Annotated in this window: 24 protein-coding genes; 11 read left to right on the top strand and 13 right to left on the bottom strand. The window is 62.3% G+C overall.

Annotated features, from left to right (window positions below; all coding sequences use genetic code 11):
- Positions 1-29: 29 nt before the first annotated feature.
- The 5 genes from LU682_RS00285 to prlC all read right to left on the bottom strand — a co-directional run bounded on the left by LU682_RS00285 (position 30) and on the right by prlC (position 6,536).
- Entirely contained in the window at positions 30-1,562 is a 1,533-nt protein-coding gene (locus tag LU682_RS00285) for a SulP family inorganic anion transporter (RefSeq protein WP_020191557.1), read from the bottom strand.
- Positions 1,563-1,754: 192 nt separating this feature from the next.
- Positions 1,755-2,474 carry a carbonic anhydrase gene (locus LU682_RS00280; RefSeq protein WP_003253046.1) on the bottom strand — a complete coding sequence of 240 codons (720 nt, stop codon included), beginning with the start codon at positions 2,472-2,474 and terminating at the stop codon, positions 1,755-1,757.
- A 306-nt stretch (positions 2,475-2,780) separates the two neighbouring features.
- The gene (locus LU682_RS00275; RefSeq protein ID WP_010951502.1) at positions 2,781-3,839 is read right to left on the bottom strand and encodes a PA0069 family radical SAM protein; all 1,059 of its coding nucleotides are present in this window, start codon (positions 3,837-3,839) and stop codon (positions 2,781-2,783) included.
- 331 nt (positions 3,840-4,170) lie between these two features.
- The gene (locus LU682_RS00270; protein ID WP_010951500.1) at positions 4,171-4,452 is read right to left on the bottom strand and encodes a YheV family putative zinc ribbon protein; all 282 of its coding nucleotides are present in this window, start codon (positions 4,450-4,452) and stop codon (positions 4,171-4,173) included.
- Positions 4,449-6,536 (bottom strand): oligopeptidase A, encoded by a 2,088-nt coding sequence (gene prlC, locus LU682_RS00265; RefSeq protein WP_049588422.1) that lies wholly within the window; start codon positions 6,534-6,536, stop codon positions 4,449-4,451. Before prlC ends, LU682_RS00270 begins: the two co-directional genes overlap by 4 nt.
- 66 nt (positions 6,537-6,602) lie before the next feature.
- Between prlC and LU682_RS00260 the strand changes: the two genes are divergently transcribed.
- Both LU682_RS00260 and LU682_RS00255 read left to right on the top strand, forming a co-directional pair.
- Positions 6,603-7,151, top strand: a complete 549-nt coding sequence (locus LU682_RS00260) for a gamma carbonic anhydrase family protein (protein WP_004575263.1) — start codon at positions 6,603-6,605, stop codon at positions 7,149-7,151.
- A 121-nt stretch (positions 7,152-7,272) separates the two neighbouring features.
- A complete protein-coding gene (locus LU682_RS00255) occupies positions 7,273-7,923 on the top strand; it encodes an HAD family hydrolase (protein ID WP_010951498.1) in 651 nt (216 codons plus the stop codon).
- Positions 7,924-8,029: 106 nt separating this feature from the next.
- Here LU682_RS00255 and LU682_RS00250 read toward each other — a convergent pair whose 3' ends face one another.
- Positions 8,030-9,106, bottom strand: a complete 1,077-nt coding sequence (locus tag LU682_RS00250; RefSeq protein ID WP_060489466.1) for an aminopeptidase — start codon at positions 9,104-9,106, stop codon at positions 8,030-8,032.
- Positions 9,107-9,191: 85 nt separating this feature from the next.
- Between LU682_RS00250 and LU682_RS00245 the strand changes: the two genes are divergently transcribed.
- Positions 9,192-9,605, top strand: coding sequence for a lipoprotein (locus LU682_RS00245; RefSeq protein WP_010951496.1), 414 nt, complete (start codon positions 9,192-9,194; stop codon positions 9,603-9,605).
- Between the two features lie 55 nt (positions 9,606-9,660).
- A complete protein-coding gene (locus LU682_RS00240) occupies positions 9,661-10,074 on the top strand; it encodes a lipoprotein (protein WP_010951495.1) in 414 nt (137 codons plus the stop codon).
- Between the two features lie 35 nt (positions 10,075-10,109).
- Here LU682_RS00240 and LU682_RS00235 read toward each other — a convergent pair whose 3' ends face one another.
- Both LU682_RS00235 and LU682_RS00230 read right to left on the bottom strand, forming a co-directional pair.
- Positions 10,110-10,343, bottom strand: coding sequence for a DUF1161 domain-containing protein (locus LU682_RS00235; RefSeq protein WP_020191563.1), 234 nt, complete (start codon positions 10,341-10,343; stop codon positions 10,110-10,112).
- 75 nt (positions 10,344-10,418) lie between these two features.
- Positions 10,419-10,844: an OsmC family protein gene (locus tag LU682_RS00230; RefSeq protein WP_003253070.1), complete on the bottom strand. Its 426-nt coding sequence runs from the start codon at positions 10,842-10,844 to the stop codon at positions 10,419-10,421.
- Between the two features lie 152 nt (positions 10,845-10,996).
- Between LU682_RS00230 and LU682_RS00225 the strand changes: the two genes are divergently transcribed.
- Positions 10,997-12,001: an LLM class flavin-dependent oxidoreductase gene (locus LU682_RS00225; RefSeq protein ID WP_010951493.1), complete on the top strand. Its 1,005-nt coding sequence runs from the start codon at positions 10,997-10,999 to the stop codon at positions 11,999-12,001.
- Positions 12,002-12,072: 71 nt separating this feature from the next.
- Here the strand turns inward: LU682_RS00225 and LU682_RS00220 are convergent, their stop codons facing one another.
- Both LU682_RS00220 and LU682_RS00215 read right to left on the bottom strand, forming a co-directional pair.
- Positions 12,073-12,294 carry a DUF1161 domain-containing protein gene (locus tag LU682_RS00220; protein ID WP_049588427.1) on the bottom strand — a complete coding sequence of 74 codons (222 nt, stop codon included), beginning with the start codon at positions 12,292-12,294 and terminating at the stop codon, positions 12,073-12,075.
- Positions 12,295-12,394: 100 nt separating this feature from the next.
- Complete coding sequence (locus LU682_RS00215; RefSeq protein ID WP_003253076.1) at positions 12,395-12,610, bottom strand: dodecin; 216 nt, start codon at positions 12,608-12,610, stop codon at positions 12,395-12,397.
- Positions 12,611-12,760: 150 nt separating this feature from the next.
- On the opposite strand from LU682_RS00215, the gene LU682_RS00210 reads away from it, so the two are divergent.
- A complete protein-coding gene (locus LU682_RS00210; protein WP_014589231.1) occupies positions 12,761-13,084 on the top strand; it encodes an ElaB/YgaM/YqjD family protein in 324 nt (107 codons plus the stop codon).
- Here LU682_RS00210 and LU682_RS00205 read toward each other — a convergent pair.
- A complete protein-coding gene (locus LU682_RS00205) occupies positions 13,081-13,977 on the bottom strand; it encodes a LysR family transcriptional regulator (protein WP_010951490.1) in 897 nt (298 codons plus the stop codon). The genes LU682_RS00210 and LU682_RS00205 overlap by 4 nt on opposite strands.
- A 110-nt stretch (positions 13,978-14,087) precedes the next feature.
- Here LU682_RS00205 and trpB point away from each other — a divergent pair, with 110 nt between their 5' ends.
- Together trpB and trpA are read left to right on the top strand one after the other, a co-directional pair.
- Entirely contained in the window at positions 14,088-15,305 is a 1,218-nt protein-coding gene (gene trpB / locus LU682_RS00200) for a tryptophan synthase subunit beta (protein WP_010951489.1), read from the top strand.
- Positions 15,302-16,111 (top strand): tryptophan synthase subunit alpha, encoded by an 810-nt coding sequence (trpA, locus tag LU682_RS00195; RefSeq protein ID WP_010951488.1) that lies wholly within the window; start codon positions 15,302-15,304, stop codon positions 16,109-16,111. The genes trpB and trpA overlap by 4 nt, the downstream gene beginning before the upstream one ends.
- 120 nt (positions 16,112-16,231) lie before the next feature.
- Here trpA and LU682_RS00190 read toward each other — a convergent pair whose 3' ends face one another.
- On the bottom strand, positions 16,232-16,564 hold the full coding sequence (locus LU682_RS00190; RefSeq protein WP_020189868.1) for a DOPA 4,5-dioxygenase family protein: 333 nt from the start codon (positions 16,562-16,564) through the stop codon (positions 16,232-16,234).
- 52 nt (positions 16,565-16,616) lie between these two features.
- On the opposite strand from LU682_RS00190, the gene LU682_RS00185 reads away from it, so the two are divergent.
- Positions 16,617-17,234 carry an NAD(P)H-binding protein gene (locus tag LU682_RS00185; protein WP_010951486.1) on the top strand — a complete coding sequence of 206 codons (618 nt, stop codon included), beginning with the start codon at positions 16,617-16,619 and terminating at the stop codon, positions 17,232-17,234.
- A 121-nt stretch (positions 17,235-17,355) separates the two neighbouring features.
- On the opposite strand, the gene LU682_RS00180 is transcribed toward LU682_RS00185, so the two are convergent.
- Complete coding sequence (locus LU682_RS00180) at positions 17,356-18,255, bottom strand: choline sulfate utilization transcriptional regulator (RefSeq protein ID WP_010951485.1); 900 nt, start codon at positions 18,253-18,255, stop codon at positions 17,356-17,358.
- A 108-nt stretch (positions 18,256-18,363) separates the two neighbouring features.
- Here LU682_RS00180 and betC point away from each other — a divergent pair, with 108 nt between their 5' ends.
- Together betC and choX are read left to right on the top strand one after the other, a co-directional pair.
- Entirely contained in the window at positions 18,364-19,881 is a 1,518-nt protein-coding gene (gene betC, locus LU682_RS00175) for a choline-sulfatase (protein ID WP_010951483.1), read from the top strand.
- A gap of 14 nt (positions 19,882-19,895) precedes the next feature.
- Positions 19,896-20,819 (top strand): choline ABC transporter substrate-binding protein, encoded by a 924-nt coding sequence (gene choX / locus LU682_RS00170; RefSeq protein WP_049588430.1) that lies wholly within the window; start codon positions 19,896-19,898, stop codon positions 20,817-20,819.
- Positions 20,820-20,959: the final 140 nt, after the last annotated feature.

Raw genomic sequence — 20,959 nt, 5'->3', positions numbered from 1 at the left:
CGCTACCGTATTCGCGGGTAAACCCGCTCCTACGCCCCAACCCCCGCCGTCGTCCGCAACCGCCCCTCGATCCGACGCTTCAGGCGCCGCTGCTCGATCAACAAGCGCGAACCATTGGCAGAATTACTGCGGCTCCAGTCCTCCAGCAACTCAAGGCACGAGTGGTCGATATAACTCAGGTTCCCCAGCGGCACATGCAGCGTGGTGCCCGCCGGTACGGTATCCAGCACCTGGGTCAGCGCCGGCACCTTCAGGAAGGTCGCCGCGCCACTGAGGCGAAGTTCCATGTGCCCATCCTTGGCCAGGCTCACCAGGTTGATCTTCAGCCGCGCCGCCTTGAACGCCAGCTTCAGCAAGGTCAGGGCAAAGCCCAGCAGTACACCGGTCAGCAGGTCGGTAAAGATAATCGCCAGCGCAGTCGCCGCGTAGGTAAACATCGGCATGCGCCCATAACGGCCCAGCCCGCGGAACGCCTTGAAGTCGACCAGTTTGACCCCGGTAAACACCAACACCCCCGCCAAACTCGCCACCGGGATCTGCTGCAGCACGCTGCTCAGCGCCACCACGAAGGCCAGCAACCACAAGCCATGGAAGATTGCCGACGCCCGGGTTTGCGCCCCCGCCTGGACGTTGGCCGAGCTGCGCACGATTACCCCGGTCATCGGCAGGGCACCCAGCACCCCGCACAGCATGTTGCCGATGCCCTGGGCCGACAGTTCGCGGTCGAAGTCCGAACGCTGGCCGCTGTGCATGCGGTCTACTGCTGCGGCCGACAGCAAGGTTTCGGCGCTGGCAATGAACGCCAGGGCAAAGGCGGCGACCAGCAGGGTAGGGTCGGCCAGTTGCAACAGGTCCTCCGGACGAAGCCAGTCGATGGCCTCGGACAGGTCGGCCGGTACCTGCACGCGGTTCACCGGCAAGGCCAGCCACATGCTGATAGCGGTCATGCTGGCCACGCCGAGTAATGCTCCCGGCACGAAACGCAGCCGCTGCGGCCGCAAGCGCTCCCAGCCCCACATGATGGCGATGGTCCCCAGGCCCAGCGCACCGGCCATCCAGCCGGCGCCGGTGCTCTCCTGAGGCAGGGCTGCCGACAAAGTTGCCGGGAACTCCAGCAGGTTCTGCAGGCCCGACGGTTGCGGCGCGGTGTCGAACATCACATGCACCTGCGAAAGCACGATCAACACGCCAATCCCGGCGAGCATGCCGTAAACCACCGCCGGCGCGGTCACGCGGAACCAGCAGCCCAGGCGCAAGCGACCGGCCAGCAACTGCAACAGACCGGCCAGCAACAGGATTGGCCCGAGCATGGCCATGCCGTGCTGGCGTACCAGCTCGAACACCAGTACCGCCAGACCGGCAGCAGGGCCGCTGACCTGTAGCGGCGATCCAGCAAGGAAACCGACGACAATGCCGCCGATAATCCCAGTAATCAGGCCTTTTGCCGGCGGCATGCCAGAAGCGATCGCAATGCCCATGCACAACGGCAAGGCCACCAGGAAGACCACCACCGACGCCAGCAACTCACGCGGCAGGGCCGCTTTCAACTGTGTAATGTTCACCGTGTTTCTCCTTTCTCTAGTCGCACGGCCATTCCCCTGGCCGTGGGCACGTTTGCCCCTGACAAGCGCGCAGGCGCGGGCCGCCAGCGAGCACGCCGGCAGGGCAGTCAGGGAATTCAAGGCAGCCGAAGGCCGCGCCACACCCCTGAAGGGTGCAGCCGGCTATCAAGGTTCTAGCGGCGGACGGGTCGCTTAGTAGCGGCCTCTCGGAGTGGCGCAGGGAACGGGTTCACCCGCGGCCAAGGGCAGGAAGCTGTCGCTGGCGGCGTCGTAGGCTTCGATCTTGCTGGTCTCGATGTCGTACACCCAACCATGAATGAACAGCTCACCGGCTGCCAGGCGCGAGGCCACCGAAGGATGGGTGCGCAAGTGATGCAGCTGGGCGATGACGTTCTCTTTGGTCAGCACTTGCATCGTCTCGTGTTCGCTGCCGCAGGAGCAGTTGTTCTCGACCACGGTGCGGGCCACTTCAGCGTGGCGCAACCAGGCGCCAACAGTAGGCATCTTGGTCAGCGACTGCGGGTTCAGTACCGCACGCATGGCGCCACAGTCGGAGTGGCCACAGATGATGATGTGGTGCACTTTAAGCGCCATTACGGCGTACTCGATGGCGCTGGAAACGCCCCCGTTCATCTGGCCATAAGGCGGTACCACGTTACCCACGTTACGGGTCACGAACAGGTCGCCTGGCGAGCTCTGGGTGATCAGCTCGGGAACGATGCGCGAGTCGGCACAGGTGATGAACATGGCGCGTGGGGTTTGCGCGGTGGCGAGCTTCTTGAACAGCTCTTGCTGATCAGGGAAAACATCATGGTGAAAGCGCAGGAAGCCGTCGACGATGTGCTTGAGGGCAGCATCGGCGCTTTCCGCGGGGACCTGCGGTACGACCTTGGATGGGTCCTTGACGGGCATGATTCATCCTCTTGACGGTGTGTAGGTAAATCCATTTTACCGGTGAAAGATTCAGGCTATGCAGGGTTTTAGATGACACGCACGGGCCATAGATCACAGTCGGTGTGGACTTGTTACCTACGCTAGCGGGGAAAACTTAACTGAAACTTAATTCGAAGGCTCTAGAACGGGCGTTCCAGATGAAAAAGGCGGGAACTGGATAATAGCAAAAAAACATCAGTTGCCAATATGTATTAGCGCAATTATTGGTTGTTATTAGTTGCGTTGTGAGCAATGCGCAGCCCCCTGTGGGGGGTGGGGTTCATGTCAGAACAGCGCCATCTGCCCACCCGGTGGGCAAAACGCCGAGCAATCCAGCTCCTGCGCCTCGCGCCCTTCGAAATCCAGCCGTTTCATTGCCTTGGCAAAGCGCTGCGCCAGCAACTCGGCAAATACTCCTTCACCACGCATGCGCACGCCGAACCGGCTGTCATACAGCTCGCCACCGCGGCTCTGGCGGATCAGGCTCAACACATGCGCCGCCCGCTGCGGGTAATGGTCCTGTAGCCACTGCTCGAACAGCGGCGCCACTTCCAGCGGCAGGCGCAGCATCATGTAGGCCGCACTCTGTGCGCCAGCCTCCTTGGCCGCCTCCAGCAGGCGTTCCAGTTCACTGTCGTTGATCATCGGAATCATCGGCGAACACAAAACACCCACCGGTACGCCCGCTTCACGCAATACCCGGATGGCCCTCAACCTCGCACCGGGTGAGGCTGCTCGGGGTTCGAGCACCCGTTTGAGGCCGTCGTCCAGCGTGGTCAGGCTGATCATCACCCGTGCCAGGCGCTGGCGGGCCATCTCGGCCAGCAGGTCGAGGTCGCGCAGCACCAGTGAACCCTTGGTGACAATGGTCACCGGGTGACGAAAACGCAGTAACACTTCGAGCAAGCGCCGGGTCAGTAACTGTTCGCGCTCGATCGGCTGGTACGGGTCGGTGTTGGAGCCCAGATTGATCGGCGCGCACACGTAGCCCGGTTTGCTCAATTGCTGTGCCAGCACCTCGGCGGCGTTGGTCTTGGCAATCAGTTTGGTCTCGAAATCCAGGCCGGGAGAAAGGTCCCAGTAGGCGTGTGAGGGGCGGGCATAGCAGTAGATGCAGCCATGCTCGCAGCCACGGTAAGGGTTGATGGAACGATCGAAAGGGAGGTCGGGTGAAGTGTTGCGGCTGATCACCGACTTGGCTGTCTCGATCCGCACCTCGGTACCCTGGGTTTGCGGCACTTCCTGGTACCAGCCATCATCTTCCGCCACCGAATGACCAGGGGCAAAGCGGTTGTGTGGATTGTGCGCCGTGCCACGGCCCTTTTGCGGTACTGGAGGAATCATGGCTCACCTGAATACTGTATTAATATACAGTATCGTGCACACCGGGATCTTACCAGCACCTCTGGTCTGACTACTTCAGGCCATGCCAGCGCACATACGCTGCCTGGCTCGATTGCCGCCCATCCCAGACAGACAGCGCTTAGGGCTGCAGCACTGCACCAAACAACGTCTGCGCCAATTGCTGCAACGCACTGACAACAGAATTCAGCGGGAAGTAATCGCGCAGCGCTTCGGCAGGAAAGTCGCTGCACGATGCACACCGCAGGTACTCGAAATCCCAGGGTACCTGTCCATGCCAGCCCGGGCATTGCACCCGGGCGGCATGACCGTATTACTCAGCCGGCTTTTTCAGCTTCGGATTTGGGAAGAACTGCACGGTCTGCACCTTGGCCGGCGCGGCTTTCGGCGCCAGGTGGTTGACCCGCGTGCCCAGTTCCTTCGGCACCGACAAGCCCTGCTCGTTGAGGGTGTCGGTAAAGCCGCAGGCCACACACTCGCGGTGCGGTACGCCGTCTTCGTTCCACATCATCAGCTTGTCGGGCTCGCTGCACGCCGGGCACACGGCACCGGCAATGAAGCGCTTCTTGGTCTTGTTCACAGCTACCTCACTCATGCTGCAGCGTCCTCGGTGAGACCACTGTGGCGCAGCAATGCATCGATGGAAGGCTCACGGCCACGGAAGTCGACGAACAGCTCCATCGGCTCGCGCGAACCACCACGGGCCAGGATCGCCTCGCGGAAGGCGCGGCCGGTCTCGGCGTTCAGCACGCCTTCTTCCTCGAAGCGCGAGAAGGCGTCAGCCGACAGCACTTCGGCCCACTTGTAGCTGTAGTAGCCCGCCGCGTAACCGCCCGCGAAAATGTGCGCAAAGCTGTTGGGGAAGCGGTTGTAAGCCGGCGGGCGCATGACCGACACCTCGTCACGCACACCTTCGAGCACCTGCAATACGCTGCGGCCGTCGCCATGGCTGGCGTGCAGCTCGAAATCGAACAGCGAGAACTCCAACTGGCGCACCATCATCATGCCCGACTGGAAGTTTTTTGCGGCCAGCATCTTGTCCAGCAGGTCCTGGGGCAGGGCGGCGCCGGTTTCGTAGTGACCAGAAATCAGTGCCAGGCCTTCCGGCTCCCAGCACCAGTTTTCCATGAACTGGCTGGGCAGCTCGACCGCATCCCAGGCCACGCCGTTGATGCCGGACACGCCGGCATGCTCAATGCGGGTCAGCATGTGGTGCAGGCCGTGACCGAATTCGTGGAACAGGGTGGTGACTTCATCGTGGGTCAGCAGCGCGGGCTTGCGGGGCGCGGCCGGGGTGAAGTTGCACACCAGGTTGGCCACCGGGCTTTGCAGCTGGCCGCCGGCGGTGCGGCGACGGTCACGGGCGCCGTCCATCCAGGCGCCGCCACGCTTGTTGGCGCGGGCGTACAGGTCGAAGAAGAAACGGCCAACGTGCTGACCGTTTTCCTTGATCTCGAACAGGCGTACGTCCGGGTGCCAGCTGTCGAAACCTTTGAGCTCGGCGATTTCGATGCCGTACAGGCGCTGCACGATGCTGAACAGGCCGCCCAGCACCTTGTCGATCGGGAAGTAGGCGCGCAGGGCTTCCTGCGACACACTGTAGCGCTGCTCGCGCAGCTTCTCGCCAAAGTAGCCGGCATCCCAGCTGGCCAGCTCGGGGCAGCCTTGTTCGGCAGCGTAGGCCTTGAGCTGTTGCAGATCCTGGGCGGCGAACGGCTTGGAACGCTTGGCCAAGTCACGCAGGAAGCTCAGCACCTGGTCGCTGGACTCAGCCATCTTGGTGGCCAGGCTCAGCTCGGCGTAGTTCTTGTAGCCCAGCAGTTCGGCCAGCTCCTGGCGCAGGTCGAGGATTTCGCGCATCACCGGGCCATTGTCGAACTGGCCGGCATTCGGGCCCTGGTCGGAGGCGCGGGTGCAGTAGGCGGCGTATAGCTCTTCGCGCAGGGCGCGGTCGCTGGCGTAGGTCATCACCGCGTAGTAGCTGGGGAATTCAAGGGTGATCAACCAGCCGTCCAGGCCCTTGGCCTGGGCTGCAGCGGCCATCTGCGCCTTGGCCGAATCGGTCAGGCCGGCCAGCGCAGCTTCGTCGGTAACATGCTTGGTCCAGGCCTGGGTGGCGTCCAGCAGCTGATTGGAGAAACGGCTGCCCAGCTCGCTGAGCTTGCTCTGCACTTCGGCGTAACGCTGCTGCTTGTCCGCCGGCAGGTCGATACCCGACAGGCGGAAGTCACGCAAGGCGTGCTCGAGGATAGTCTTTTGCGCCACGTCGAAACCGGCAGCCTCAGGGCTGTCGATCAGCGCCTGGTAGGCTTCGAACAGCGCGCGGTTCTGGCCCAGTTCGGTAGAGTAGGCGCTCAACGCCGGCAGGCACGACTCGTAGGCCTCACGCAACTCGGCACTGTTGCACACCGCATTGAGGTGGCTGACCGGGCTCCAGGCGGCGCCCAGGCGGTCGTTCAGTTCGTCCATGGCCAGCACCAGGCCGGCCCATGTAGGGTTCTTGCCCTGCTTTTCGAGGATCTCGGCAATGGCTTTACGGTTGTCGGCCAGGATCGCTTCGATCGCCGGCAACACGTGTTCGGCACGAATTTGCGAGAAGGGCGGCAGATCGTGGGATTGCAGAAGCGGGTTGTTCGCAGTCACGGTTTGGATACCTTGGCAGAAGAAACACTGCCCCATCTTAATTACAATCGACGCCGACCGCAGCAGGCAGCCTGCCTATCGGCACAGATGAGAGACGCTATCATGGCCATTCGCAGCTTCCAGCAACACACTCCGAAAGTTGGGCCCAGGGCCTTCGTCGACCGTTCGGCGGTGGTGCTGGGCGACGTGGAGATCGGTGAAGACAGTTCGGTCTGGCCGTTGACCGTGGTGCGCGGCGACATGCACCGCATCCGCATTGGCGCGCGCACCAGCGTGCAGGACGGCAGCGTGCTGCACATTACCCACGCCGGGCCTTTCAACCCGGACGGTTTCCCGCTGATCATCGGCGACGAAGTGACCATCGGGCACAAGGTGATGCTGCATGGCTGCACCCTGGGCAACCGTATCCTGGTGGGTATGGGCAGCACCATCATGGATGGTGCCATCGTCGAGGACGAAGTAATCATTGGCGCTGGCAGCCTGGTGCCGCCGGGCAAACGCCTGGTCAGTGGCTACCTGTACATGGGCAGTCCGGTGAAACAGGCCCGGCTGCTGAACGACAAGGAGCGCGCATTTTTCTCCTACAGCGCCGGCAACTACGTGAAGCTCAAGGACCAGCACCTGGCCGAAGGCTACGATCAACCTGAATGACCGCATTCGCGGGCATGCCCGCCCCCGCAGGTTGAGTGGCCCCTTCAAGGCCTGCGCTTTACCTGTGGGAGCGGGCATGCCCGCGAAGAAGGCCACGCAGCACTCAAGTGGAACCCTGTACATGCACCAGCAAAACATCCTCTTCGACCTCGACGGCACCCTGACCGACCCACGCCTGGGCATCACTCGCTCGATCCAGTACGCCCTGGCCAAGCTGGGCATCGACGAACCGGACCTGGCCCGCCTCGAACACTTCATCGGCCCACCCCTGCTGCAGGCTTTCATGCAGTTCTACAGCTTCGACGAAGCCAAGGCCTGGGATGCGGTGAACTTCTACCGCGAGCGCTTCCGCGTGACCGGTCTTTACGAAAACCTCGTGTTCGAAGGTGTGCCGGAGTTGCTTGAGGCCCTGAACGGGCAGGGCCGCACGCTGTACATTGCCACCTCCAAACCATGGGAGTTCGCCCGCGAAATCGCTCGGCACTTTGCGTTCGATCATCACTTCAAGGTGATCTACGGCAGTGAACTGGACGGCACGCGCACCAACAAGGTCGAGCTGATTCGCCATTTGCTGGATGAAGAAGGGCTGGACCCGGCGCAAACCCTGATGATCGGGGACCGCAAGCATGACCTGATCGGCGCGCGCAGCAACGGGCTGCAGGCCGTCGCGGTGGGGTACGGGTTTGGGAGCCGGGAAGAGCTGATGGCAGAAGAACCCGCTTTCCACTTCGCCACGGTAGCCGATTTGCATCAGGCTTTTATCAAGGCTTGAGCGCCAGCAGGGCTGCTTTGCAACCGGCCCTCCCACCTCGATCGGCGTACGCAGGGCCTTTGTGGGGGCCTTGTGTCGCGATGGGCCGCAAAGCGGCCCCAAAATCTCAAAGGCTAACCATCAGACGCTGCAACGCCGCTTTCCTTTCTTCAATCGGCAACCGCCCCAAATGCTCGACCCGCGCGTAAAACCGAACCCAATCCCCACCCACCTCACGAAACAGCGCCGCAAACGCCGGCACCCACTGGTCATAGAGCCCGAACGGCAACAACTTGGCATTATTCATCGGCCCATACATCCACGCGTCATAGCGCTTGTCACCACCCCACTGGCCATCACGCACCTGCCGGTATTCACGCCTCAAACGCTCAAACTCGGCCTGCTTGGCCCGGCGCTTGTGCGCATCATCCAAAGGCCCGGCATAAATGGCCTGCAACCGCTCACGACAGGCCAGCACCAGGCGGATGAACTGGTCACGCTGCTGCTGCCTCTGCCCTGCGCCAACCGCCGCCAGCCCACGCGCCGCCCGCCATTGCCGCGTGCCTTCCTGCTCGACGAACGAGGCAAACGATTCATTGAACTCGGTATCGTCCTGCACATAGAAGCGCTGGTGGGCCAGTTCATGAAAGATCAACGTAGCCAGGCGCTCATCGCCCCAGCCCACCATCGACGACAAAATCGGGTCATCGAACCAACCCAGGGTCGAATAAGCTTCCACGCCGCCCACGTACACATCCAGCCCGTCCTGACGCATCAACGCCGCCGCGCCTCGCGCCGCGCCTTGCTGGTAGTAGCCGCGGTACGCCACGCACCCGGCAATCGGAAAGCAGTGCGTTACCGGTTGCAACGACAACTCGGGCGTGGCGAACACATTCCACACCACGTAGGGGCGGCCAAGGTCGGCATACACCCGGTAGCTGCGGTTGTCTGGCAGTTTCAATTGCTGGCTGGCAAACACCCGCGCCTGTTCGGCCTGTTGCAGGTGCGCGCGCAAGGGTGCAGGGGTAGCAGGGTCGGCCAATACCTGCTCTACAGGCTGCCGCGCCCGCAGCAACTGCCAGTGGCCCTGGGCCAGCTGCCCATAGTAGGCGACATTGCTGCAACCGTTCAGCAGGAGCGCCGCAAACAGCGGAACCAAACGGGTGAAAATGCGGTCGAGTGCCCCAAGGCCTGAGCGCTGCATAAGAAAAAGTCGAAGCATCCGGGACTGTCTGACTCGCTCAAGACCATTTCGCTCCAAGACTATCTCGCCAAGGGGGAGTTTCGCCATGCGTGCATTATTGGTCGCCGGCTCAGTGTTGTTGATCTCTGCCTGTTCAACATTGCCAGACCCAGACCCGAATCAGGCCTGGATCGACCTCACCCGCTACGACAATACTTCGCTAGACGCCGTGCAGGTCGATGAGCGTGACTGGGCTGACAGCCGCTATTTCGAGGTTCAACCCGGCAGCCACGAACTGACCGTGCGCTATCAGTTTCCGGTTAACCCCAGCAATATCGGCCCCGTCGAGGAGCCACTGTGGCGCGATTGCCAGGTCAAGCTGACCTTCAAGGACTTCAGCGCCGGGCAGCGTTATCAGCTGCAGGCTGGCAGCATTGGCTTCCGCCCTTGGATAAAACTCTACGACCACCAGCAAAAACTGCTGGGTCAAGGGCTGCCGGCGGGTTGTCAGCGCACCTGAACCGCACAAACGGCGCTATGCTTGTTACTTGTAAATCGCAAGTGGGAGTTTTGCCATGCGCCAGCCCATGATGCTGATCGCCCTCAGTACACTGGGGGCTTGCGCCAGCCCCTTGCCGCCCGTCGACCCCAAGCAGGCCTGGGTCGATCTGTACACCATGACCCCCGGTCGGGTGATCATGGCCGACCGCCTCGACGGCAAGCGCCTGGACGATGGCCGGTACTTTCAGGTGACACCGGGCAAGCATGAACTGGTGGTGCGCTTCGATTATGAAATCTACTCGGGCGGCCTCATGTCACAACCCAGGGACCGAACCTGCTACCTGACCGTCCGCTTTGACAACTTCAAGGCCGGCGAGCGCTATCGCCTGGAAGCGCGGGCGCCGGTGATGGAGCCGCAGGTGCTGCTATATGACGCCAACCGCAAGGTGGTGGTGAACGAGCCTAGCGAAGTGTTCTGCATCCCGTGAGTGTGGGGCTGCTTCGCAGCCCCGGGCCCTGATGCTTATCGATCGTTCTTCTGATAGATGATCTTCTTCGTCCCGCCATCGCAGGTCCCGACGACCATGTTCTGGTCCTTGACCTCGCTGTTGGGCACGATCTCCAGCGTGTAGGACGAAACCCCTTGGGCCTGGATCTTGGCCTCGATCTCGGCTTTCAGCTCCTCGCATGGCTTGACGGCCGCCAGCGCAGACGTGGCGACAAGGGAAGCCAACACAGCGATAGCTACGCGAATCATGGAACGGCTCCTGGAAAGGGCAGTGGCGCTGCCGACGTCCTTTAGACTACAGCAAACCACCACCGTTGCACCGTTTCACCCCACCAGCGCCGCATCCAGGCTGATCTTTGCATTCAAAACCTTGGACACCGGGCAGCCTTCCTTCGCCTTGTTGGCAATCTCCAGGAACTGAGCCTCGCTGGCCCCAGGTACCTTGGCCCTGAGCACCAGATGCACCGCGGTAATGGCAAAACCGTCAGCTTGCTTGTCGAGCGTCACCTCTGCAGCCGTGTCGATCCGCTCTGCGGTAAGCCCCGCCTCGCCGAGCATCATGGATAGCGCCATCGAGAAGCAACCGGCATGGGCCGCGCCAATCAGCTCCTCCGGGTTGGTGCCGGGCGTGCCCTCGAAACGTGTGTTGAAGCCATAAGGGTTCTGCTTGAGTGCGCCGCTTTCGGTAGAAAGCAGACCTTTTCCATCCTTCAGGCCACCTTGCCAGATCGCCGATGCTGTCTTTTTCATGATGCCTCCTGGTCACTGGGTTGCTTACCTAGGGTTCAGAGGCCTGCCGCCCGCCGCAAGTTCAGAGCAATATGCTTGCAGGCATTGAATCCAACGAACGCGCCCATACAGAGTCAAAAAGGCCTCTGGCCAATCACTTTTGCGGAGGCTCCATGACGCAGCTGCGTGACCTGAAGATTTCCACCCTGGACCTGGTGCCCGTACGCGCCGACGCTGGCCCCGCGCAATCGCTGCGCAACTCGCTGGACCTGGCGCAGCATGTCGAGCGCTTTGGCTATAACCGCTTCTGGGTGGCCGAGCACCACAACATGGACGGCATCGCCAGTTCGGCGACTGCGGTGCTGATCGGCTACCTGGCCGGGGGGACCTCACGTATTCGCGTGGGCTCTGGCGGGGTGATGCTGCCCAACCATGCGCCACTGGTGATCGCCGAGCAGTTCGGCACCTTGGCCAGCCTGTATCCGGGGCGTATCGACCTTGGCCTGGGCCGTGCACCGGGTTCGGACCAGATGACGGCCTATGCCCTGCGACGCGACCGTGCCGGCGGCCCGGACGACTTCCCAGACGATGTCGAGGAGCTTTCGCGCTACCTCGGGCCACGCACTGATGATCAAAAAGTGATCGCCGTACCGGGGTACGACACCGACGTGCCGATGTGGTTGCTGGGATCCAGCCTGTTCAGTGCCCAGCTGGCGGGCATGCGCGGCATGCCCTACGCCTTCGCCTCGCATTTCGCGCCACGCTACATGCACGAGGCCATTCGCGTGTACCGCAACCATTTCAAGCCCTCGACCACGCTGGACAAGCCGTATGTGATGCTGGGCATTCCCATGGTGGTGGCGCAGACCGACGAGAAGGCCGAATACCTGGCCACCTCGGTCTACCAGCGCATCCTGGCGCTGATTCGCGGCCAGAGCCTGATGCAGAAGCCACCCGTGGAAAGCATGGATGGGCTGTGGTTGCCCCATGAGCGAGAGACGGTGGGCAGCTTCCTGGGGCTGGCCATGATCGGCAGCCCGCGGAAGGTAAAGGCCAAGGTAGAAGTGCTGCTGGAACAGACGGGTGCGGATGAGCTGATCTTTACCTGTGACCTGTATGAGCATGCGGACCGCATTCGGTCATATGAGCTGATGGCGCAGGCCCTCAAGACCGAGTGACCCTCGTCGCGGGCTCGCCCGCTCCCATAGGTTGACTTGGGAGCGAGCAAGCCCGCGAATTAGCAAACACATTAGCCGCGGCGGTAAACAATCTCTTTGGTACCGGCCTCGCAGCTACCAATCACCTTGCCCGCCGGCTCGCCTTTCTTGACGATCTCCAGCTTGTAGCCAGTGACGCCCTTGGCATCCAGCTTGGCCGCAATTTCCGCCCTCAGTTCCTCGCACGGTTTGCCCGCTGCCAGCGCACCACCGGCCAGGGTCATCAGGCCCAGCGCCAGAATCAGTTTGTTCATCACTCGCGTTCCTTGTGCAGATGAAATCAGAAGGGGCCCCACCAAGGCGCCCCTTTTCTGAATACCTCATCACGCCGGGATCATACAACCCAACGTTGTTTCAGCTATTGGCGATACGGAAGCCGACCTTCAGCGTGACCTGGAAGTGCGCCGCTTTGTTGTCGCGGATATGGCCGCGGGTATCGACCACTTCGAACCATTCCAGGTGCTTGATGCTTTTACCGGCTTCGGCCAGAGCATTGTTAATTGCCTCTTCGATACTGGTGGGCGAAGACCCGACCAGTTCGATTTTCTTGTAGGTGTGATGATCGGTCATGAGTGCTCTCCATGGTTGACAGTGAGATTCAGCCTAGCAGCGCAGGCCTGGTTTACCTGCGAGCGGTCACTGTCTGCGAAAGTTCGATCGCACTTTCACGCAGCCCAAGGGTCGCAATCCTTACAGCCCATACTGCAAAGGAGAGTCAACATGCACCGCAACTCGCTGCGTAAAACGTCCCTGGAAAGCATGGAAGCGGAGATCGAGAGCCTTCTGAAAAGCTTGGAAAACCTCAAGCATGATGCGTCGGAAGAGTCCCAGAAGTCGGTGAAGGCAATCCGCAGCAACGCTGAAAGCGCACTGCGTCATTCGCGCAGCCTACTGAGCGATGCGTACGAGGAAGTGAAGCAGCGCACCCGCCAGACCGGCAAAGCCACCCGGGACTACGCCCAGGAACACCCCTACACCACCGCCGGTGTGGCCATTGGTGCGCTGGGCCTGCTGGCGGCCTACCTGATATGCAAGCGAAACTAAGCGCTCTGCCGCGCAAGTTCCGCCCTTAACCACTGCGCCAACTGCTCGGCGCGCCCGTCTGCGGCGCGCCGTGGCACCCACAATGCCAGCGCCGCCTGGGTAGGTGAAAAGCCCCAAGGCGCACTCAATCGGCCCGCCCGCAGGTCATCGGCGACCAGCGGCTGCGGTGCTATCGCCACGCCCAATCCGGCCACGGCAGCCTCCAGCAGGTAATACAGGTGCTCGAAGGCCTGGCCATAGTGAATGGCCGCCGGCTCCAGGCCCTGTTGCACCACCCAGGTCGGCCAGGCTTGTGGGCGTGACGTGGTGTGCAGCAAGGCTTCGCCCAGCAGTGCCTTGGCGGGCGCGCCCTGCAAGCGCTGGAAACCTGCGAAATGCGGGCTGAGCACCGGCCCGATGCATTCCTCGGCCAGCACATGCACCTGCATGTCCGCTGGCCACGGTGGCTCGGCATACACCAGCAACGCATCCAGCCCGGGCCGCCGCGGGTCAAGGTCGCCCTCACCCGCCGACAGGTGCAAGCGCAGCTCAGGCAAATCCGCCTGCAACCGCCCCAGCCGCGGAATAAACCACCGCGCCAGCAGGCTGCCCGAGCAGCCCAGCACGAATGGCGCCTCGCTCACATCACGGCTGAGCTCGGAACACACGCTGCGCAGCCGGTCGAAGGCCTCACCGCTGGCATCGCGCAGACGCATACCGGCATCTGTGAGTTTGATGCCACGCCCGTCCTTGACGAACAGGGCTACGCCCAGATGCTCCTCAAGCACCTTGATCTGCCGGCTGACAGCGCCGTGGGTGACGTGCAGCGCTTCCGCCGCCTGGCTGACACTGTTCAGCCTGGCTGTAGCCTCGAAGGCGCGCAGGGCATTGAGGGGAGGGAGGTCGTGGGCCATTTTACCTGTGAGTTTTTCTGACAAGTTTACGCAATCTTATCGGTTTTCAGCCGAGCTTGCCGTGGTTAGAGTAAAGCCCATCACTCATTCACTACGCCTTGGAGCGCCCCATGACCCAGTCCCAATACCGCCCCGGCCCCGACGCCAATGGCCTGTTCGGCTCGTTCGGCGGCCGCTACGTGGCCGAAACCCTGATGCCACTGGTGCTGGACCTGGCCCGCGAATACGAAGCGGCCAAGGCAGACCCCAAGTTTCTTGAAGAGCTGGCTTACTTTCAGCGCGACTACATCGGCCGCCCCAACCCGCTGTACTTCGCCGAGCGCCTGACCGAGCATTGCGGCGGAGCGAAGATTTTCTTCAAGCGTGAAGAGCTCAACCATACCGGCGCGCACAAGGTGAACAACTGCATCGGCCAAGTGCTGCTGGCCAAGCGCATGGGCAAAAAGCGCCTGATCGCCGAAACCGGCGCCGGCATGCACGGTGTCGCCACCGCCACTGTCGCCGCGCGCTTCGGCCTGCCTTGCGTGATCTACATGGGTGCCACCGACATCGAGCGCCAGCAGGCGAACGTGTTCCGCATGAAGCTGCTGGGCGCCGAGATCGTGCCAGTTACCGCCGGCACCGGTACCCTGAAAGACGCCATGAACGAAGCCCTGCGTGACTGGGTTACCAACGTCGAAGACACCTTCTACCTGATCGGCACCGTGGCTGGCCCACACCCGTACCCCGCCATGGTGCGCGACTTCCAGTCGATCATCGGCAAAGAGACCCGTGCCCAGTTGCAAGAGAAGGAAGGCCGTCTGCCAGACAGCCTGGTTGCCTGCGTCGGCGGCGGCTCCAATGCCATGGGCCTGTTTCATGAGTTCCTCGAAGAGCCGAGCGTGCAGATCATCGGCGTTGAAGCCGGTGGCCACGGCGTACACACCGACAAGCATGCCGCCAGCCTGAACGGCGGCGTACCGGGCGTGTTGCACGGCAACCGCACCTACCTGCTGCAGGACCAAGACGGCCAGATCACCGATGCCCACTCGATTTCCGCAGGCCTGGACTACCCGGGCATCGGCCCGGAGCACGCCTATCTGCATGAGGTGAAGCGCGTCGAGTACGTCAGCATCACCGATGACGAAGCATTGGATGCGTTCCACGCAACCTGCCGTCTGGAAGGCATCATTCCAGCCCTGGAAAGCTCCCACGCCTTGGCCGAAGCGATCAAGCGCGCACCGAAGCTGCCCAAGGACCACCTGATGGTCGTGTGCCTGTCGGGCCGCGGCGACAAAGATATGCAAACCGTCATGAACCACATGGCCGCCCAGGAGAAACAGGCATGAGCCGTCTTGAACAACGCTTCGCCGAGCTGAAGGCCGAAGGCCGCTCGGCACTGGTCACCTTCGTCACAGCTGGCGACCCGGGCTACGACGCCTCGTTGCAGATCCTCAAGGGCCTGCCGGCTGCTGGCGCCGACGTGATCGAGCTGGGCATGCCGTTCACCGACCCGATGGCCGATGGCGTGGCCATCCAGCTGGCCACCCTGCGCGCCCTTGAAGCTGGCCAGACCTTGGTCAAGACCCTGCAGATGGTTCGCGAATTCCGTGTGGATAACCAGACCACGCCGATCGTGCTGATGGGCTACTACAACCCTATCCACCGCTTTGGCGTGGACACGTTCGTGACTCAAGCCAAGGAAGCGGGCGTCGATGGCCTGATCATCGTCGACCTTCCGCCAGAGCACGACGCCGAACTGGCTACCCCGGCCCAGGCCGCAGGCATCGACTTCATCCGCCTGACCACCCCGACCACCGACGACGCGCGCCTGCCGCGCGTGCTGGAGCGCAGCTCCGGGTTCGTCTACTACGTGTCGGTGGCTGGTGTGACCGGTGCCGGTTCGGCGACCACCGAGCATGTGACCGAAGCCATTGCCCGCCTGCGCCGGCATACCGATCTGCCGATCAGCGTTGGCTTCGGCATTCGCACGCCGGAACAGGCTGCGAACATTGCCCGCTTGGCGGATGGTGTGGTGGTGGGCTCGGCACTGGTCGACAAGATCGCCCAGGCCAAAAGCGCCGATCAGGCGGTGACCGATGTATTGAGCCTGTGCTCGGCATTGGCTGAAGGGGTGCGTGGCGCACGCCGCTAAACCGCGTCGTCTGCTTCGCGGGTAATCCCGCTCCTACGGGGCCAGCGCCACCCTCTGGCTCTGCGATATCGTTGTAGGAGCGGGTTCACCCGCGAAGAGGCCAGCACAGGCAACCCCCGCCTAGCCCCCAAAAACCGATAGATTCAATGGCCGCACGGCCCCCATCCAGATCGCATGATCCCGGTGATCCGCCAGTTCATCCCCGGTTTCCGGATGCATGAATACCACCAGGCCCTTGCGGTACAGCGCCAACCAAGGCAAAACCACCCCCACCACTTCCGGCCCGAACGCCAGCTGGCAACTCCAGTCTGGATGCGGCCCAACCGGTTTCTGGTGCATGCGCCCCATGGTCACGGGGAACAGCCGCGCCGCCTCCTCGCACAGTTCGCGGGCCTGCTCCATGGTGGCTGCGTCGTAATAAACGTGGGCGTGGTAACCCTTGATCCTCTGCACGATAACTCCTGATTGCGGTCCAACCATCACCACCTGCAACGGGAGTGATGCAGTGAAAAACGCCGAAACCCCAGTGTTCAAACTGGTCCTGTTCGGGCCTGAAAGCAGCCTGGGCAATGCCCTGATGGTCGAGCTGCTGTCGCGCCAGCACGAAGTCATCGCCGTGGTCGACGACCTCAACCGCCATTCGCCGCGCCCGGGCCTGCACTTCAAGATAGGGGGGCTGGGTGATGCCCACCAGGCGGAGCAGGGCGCAGCGGGCGGCTCGGCGGTGATCGCCCTGTTACCAGCGCTGGCGCCGGGTGACCTGCCGGGGCAGGCACGCTTGAGCGAGGCGCTGGTGGCGGGGCTTGCGCGTACGACTATACGCCGGCTGCTGCTTGTGGGCGATTTCGATGTGCTGGATGAACCGGGCAAGTACAGCGAGGTGGAGCGGGAATGCGTGGCCCAGGTGGTTGATGGGTTGCAGCGCAGTGCCTTGCACTGGACGCTGATCAATGCACCGCAGGAACTGGCCGGGTTAGGCATGGAGCATTTTCGCAGTACCGAAGGCACGCTGGAGCCTGGGCTGGCTGAGCCGTTGCGGCGCTTGTCCAGGATCGCAGCGGGGATGGTGGACATGCTGGAGCTGGACTTGCACCGGAGCGAGCACCTGAACTTCGTGGTCTAGATTGCCGGGGCTGCTGCGCAGCCCATCGCGACGCAAGGCCGCTCCCACATGGGCCGGCGTGTGCAGTGCCACTGTGGGAGCGGCCTTGTGTCGCGATGGGCCGCAAAGCGGCCCCAAAATCTCAAAGGCTGCGCTCCTGCTCCAACCAATCCACAAACCGCTCGATCAACGCCCCACGCCGCTTGCGCGGCGGTAAGACTACGTAATAGCCGCGTTCCGAGCGCAAACTCCCCTCCAGCGGCCGGCACAGCAACCCTTGCTCCACCAACCCGTCCACCAGGTGCGCCCAGCCAATCGCCACCCCTTGCCCGGCAATCGCTGCCTGAATCAGCAAGGTATAGTTATCAAACCGCAGCTGCCCCGCCGGCGGTGAGCTTTCCACACCAAACCCACGAAATACCCCCGCCCAGTCAAACCAGCGGCTGGCCTGCTCGCCCTTCAAATGCAGCAGCGGCAATCGTTGCAAAGCCACAGCTGACAAGGCTTTGCCATGAATCAGATGGGGGCTGCACACCGGGAACACTTCCTCATCGAATAGCCAGCGGCTTTCTCCTTGGTGAAAGCGTCCATCGCCAAACAGCACCGCCACATCAATGTCCGGGCGCAACATGCCCTGGCTGCGCTCACCCGTCACCAGGCTCACATCCACCTGTGGATAAGCCTCATGAAAGCGCTGCAGCCTTGGCATCAGCCAGAACGCCGCAAAGGCAAAGTCGGTGGCGACCTGCAGCACTTCGCGCTGGCCGCGCCCGCCGGCCTGGGCAATACCGTCATCCATGGACTGCAGCCCCTGATGCACCTGTTCGAACAGCAACTGGCCAGCCTCGGTCAGCTCGATGCCCCGGTAAATGCGGTCAAACAGGCGCGTGCCCAACTGTGCCTCCAGGCGCTTCACCTGCTGGCTCACTGCCGGCTGCGTGGTACCCAACTCCAGCGCCGCAGCGGTAAAGCCACGCAGGCGCGCAGCAGCCTCGAATACGCGCAAGGTATCCAGCGACAACCCGGCAAGGTGCTCAAACATAAGCTTGGCTAATCCCAGTCATTGCCCGCCATGGGCTTTACCCATGTTATCCACAGTCGCATCTTGGTAGGCAAGCGGTTCGCATAACCCTCAACGATGGAAGCCACCATGACGCGTCCGAATATCCTGTTCATCATGGCCGACCAGATGGCCGCGCCCTTGCTGCCGATCTACGGCCCTTCGCCCATCAAGATGCCGCACCTCGGCCGTCTGGCCGAGCAAGCCGTGGTGTTCGACTCGGCCTACTGCAACAGCCCACTGTGCGCGCCATCACGCTTCACCCTGGTCAGCGGTCAGTTGCCCAGCCGCATTGGCGCCTACGACAACGCGGCCGACTTCCCTGCCGATGTGCCGACCTACGCCCATTACCTGCGTCGCCTGGGCTACCGCACCGCGCTGTCGGGCAAGATGCACTTCTGCGGCCCGGACCAGTTGCACGGCTATGAAGAACGCCTGACCAGCGACATCTACCCGGCCGACTACGGTTGGGCGGTGAACTGGGACGAACCCGATGTGCGTCCAAGCTGGTACCACAACATGTCCTCGGTGCTGCAGGCGGGTCCGTGCGTGCGCACCAATCAGCTGGATTTCGACGAGGAGGTGGTGTTCAAGGCGCGCCAGTACCTGTACGACCATGTGCGCGAAAACGATGGCCGGCCATTTTGCCTGACCGTTTCGATGACCCACCCGCATGACCCCTACACCATTGCCAAACGCTACTGGGACCGCTACGAAGGTGTGGATATCCCCATGCCCCGTGCCGAGTTCAGCCAGGCAGAACTCGACCCGCATTCACAGCGCCTGCTGAAGGTCTACGACCTTTGGAACAAGCCACTGCCTGTGGATAAGGTTCGCGATGCCCGCCGCGCCTACTTCGGCGCGTGCAGCTATATCGATGACAACATCGGCCAATTGCTGCAGACCCTGGAGGAATGCAACCTGGCCGATGACACACTGATCGTGTTTTCCGGCGACCACGGCGACATGCTTGGCGAGCGTGGCCTCTGGTACAAAATGCACTGGTTCGAAATGTCGGCGCGGGTGCCGCTGCTGATCCACGCGCCGAAGCGCTTCGCGGCGGGGCGGGTCACTGCCTCGGTGTCGACCTGCGACCTGTTGCCAACCTTGGTCGAACTGGCTGGCGGCGCTGTGGATAAAGACCTGCAGCTGGACGGCCGCTCACTTCTGGGCCATCTGCAAGGGCAGGGCGGTCACGACGAGGTGATCGGCGAGTATATGGCCGAAGGCACCGTCGGCCCGCTGATGATGATTCGCCGCGGGCCCTACAAGTTCGTGTACAGCGAAGACGACCCATGCCTACTCTATGACCTGAGCCGCGACCCGCACGAGCGGGAGAACCTCACCGGCAGCCCGGACCACCAGGTGCTGCTGCAGGCATTTGTCGATGAAGCGCAACAGCGCTGGGACATCACCAGCCTGCGCCAGCAGGTACTGGCCAGCCAGCGCCGCCGCCGGCTGGTGGCCGAAGCGCTGGCCATCGGCAAGCTGAAAAGCTGGGACCACCAACCACTGGTGGACGCCAGCCAACAGTACATGCGCAACCACATCGATCTCGATGACCTCGAACGCAAGGCACGTTATCCACAGCCCGCCCCCCTGGATTGAGAAGAGAGGCCGCCATGCACAAGTTCTCCGCCGCCGTGTTCGCCCTGGCCCTGAGTGCCACCACGGCCCACGCCGCAGACAGCGATGCGCAATGCAGTACCGTGAAAATGGCCGACCCCGGCTGGAGTGATATTGCCTCGACCAATGCCGTGGCACGCCTGTTACTGGAAAGCCTGGGTTACCAGGTGAAGATCGACAGCCTGGCCGTACCGATCATCTACGGCGGCCTCAAGGACGGCCAGGTCGACGCCTTCCTCGGAAACTGGATGCCGGCGCAGCAAGGCTTCCATGACAAGTTCATCGCCAATGGCGATGTGCAGCAGCTGTCGCGCAACCTGGAGGGAACCGAGTTCACCCTCGCAGTGCCCGACTATGTGTGGAATGCCGGGGTGAAGGACTTCGCTGACCTGCAAAAACACGCCGGGCAGTTCGACAAAAAACTGTACGGAATCGGCTCCGGCGCCCCGGCTAACCTGTCGCTCAAGGCAATCATCGACAAGAATGAATTCAACCTCGGCCAGTGGAAGCTGGTGGAGTCCAGCGAGCAGGCGATGCTGGCCCAGGTCGACCGGGCGGTGAAGAAGCAGCAATTCATCACCTTCCTTGGCTGGACCCCGCACCCGATGAACGTGAAGCTGAAAATGCATTACCTGACCGGCGGGGAAAAGTGGTTCGGCAGCAAGGGCGAGGTATACACGCTGACGCGCAAGGGTTATCCACAAGCCTGCCCGAATGCCGCGAAGCTGCTGGGTAACCTCAAGTTCACACTGGACATGGAAAACAGCATCATGGCCGAGGTGGTAGACAAGAAGATCAGCTTCGATGAAGCGGCCAAGGCCTGGGTGAAAGCGCATCCTGAACGGTTGGATGGGTGGTTGGCCGGAGTTACCACTAAGGCCGATGGGGATGCCCTGGAGGCCGTCAAAGCCAAACTGTAATCTCACAAAGCAACACACCAACCCTGTGGGAGCGGGCGCGCCCGCGAACACCGGCAAAGCCGGTGCCAAGCAACGCGTTGGCTTTTTCGCGGGCATGCCCGCTCCCACAGGGCTTGGCGACCCCTTAAGGATTGTGGATA

The sequence above is a fragment of the Pseudomonas alloputida genome (assembly GCF_021283545.2).
In the GTDB taxonomy this organism is placed as follows: domain Bacteria; phylum Pseudomonadota; class Gammaproteobacteria; order Pseudomonadales; family Pseudomonadaceae; genus Aquipseudomonas; species Aquipseudomonas alloputida.
The sequence above is the reverse complement of the archived record's forward strand: the minus strand, read 5'-3'. Positions and strand labels throughout refer to the sequence as shown.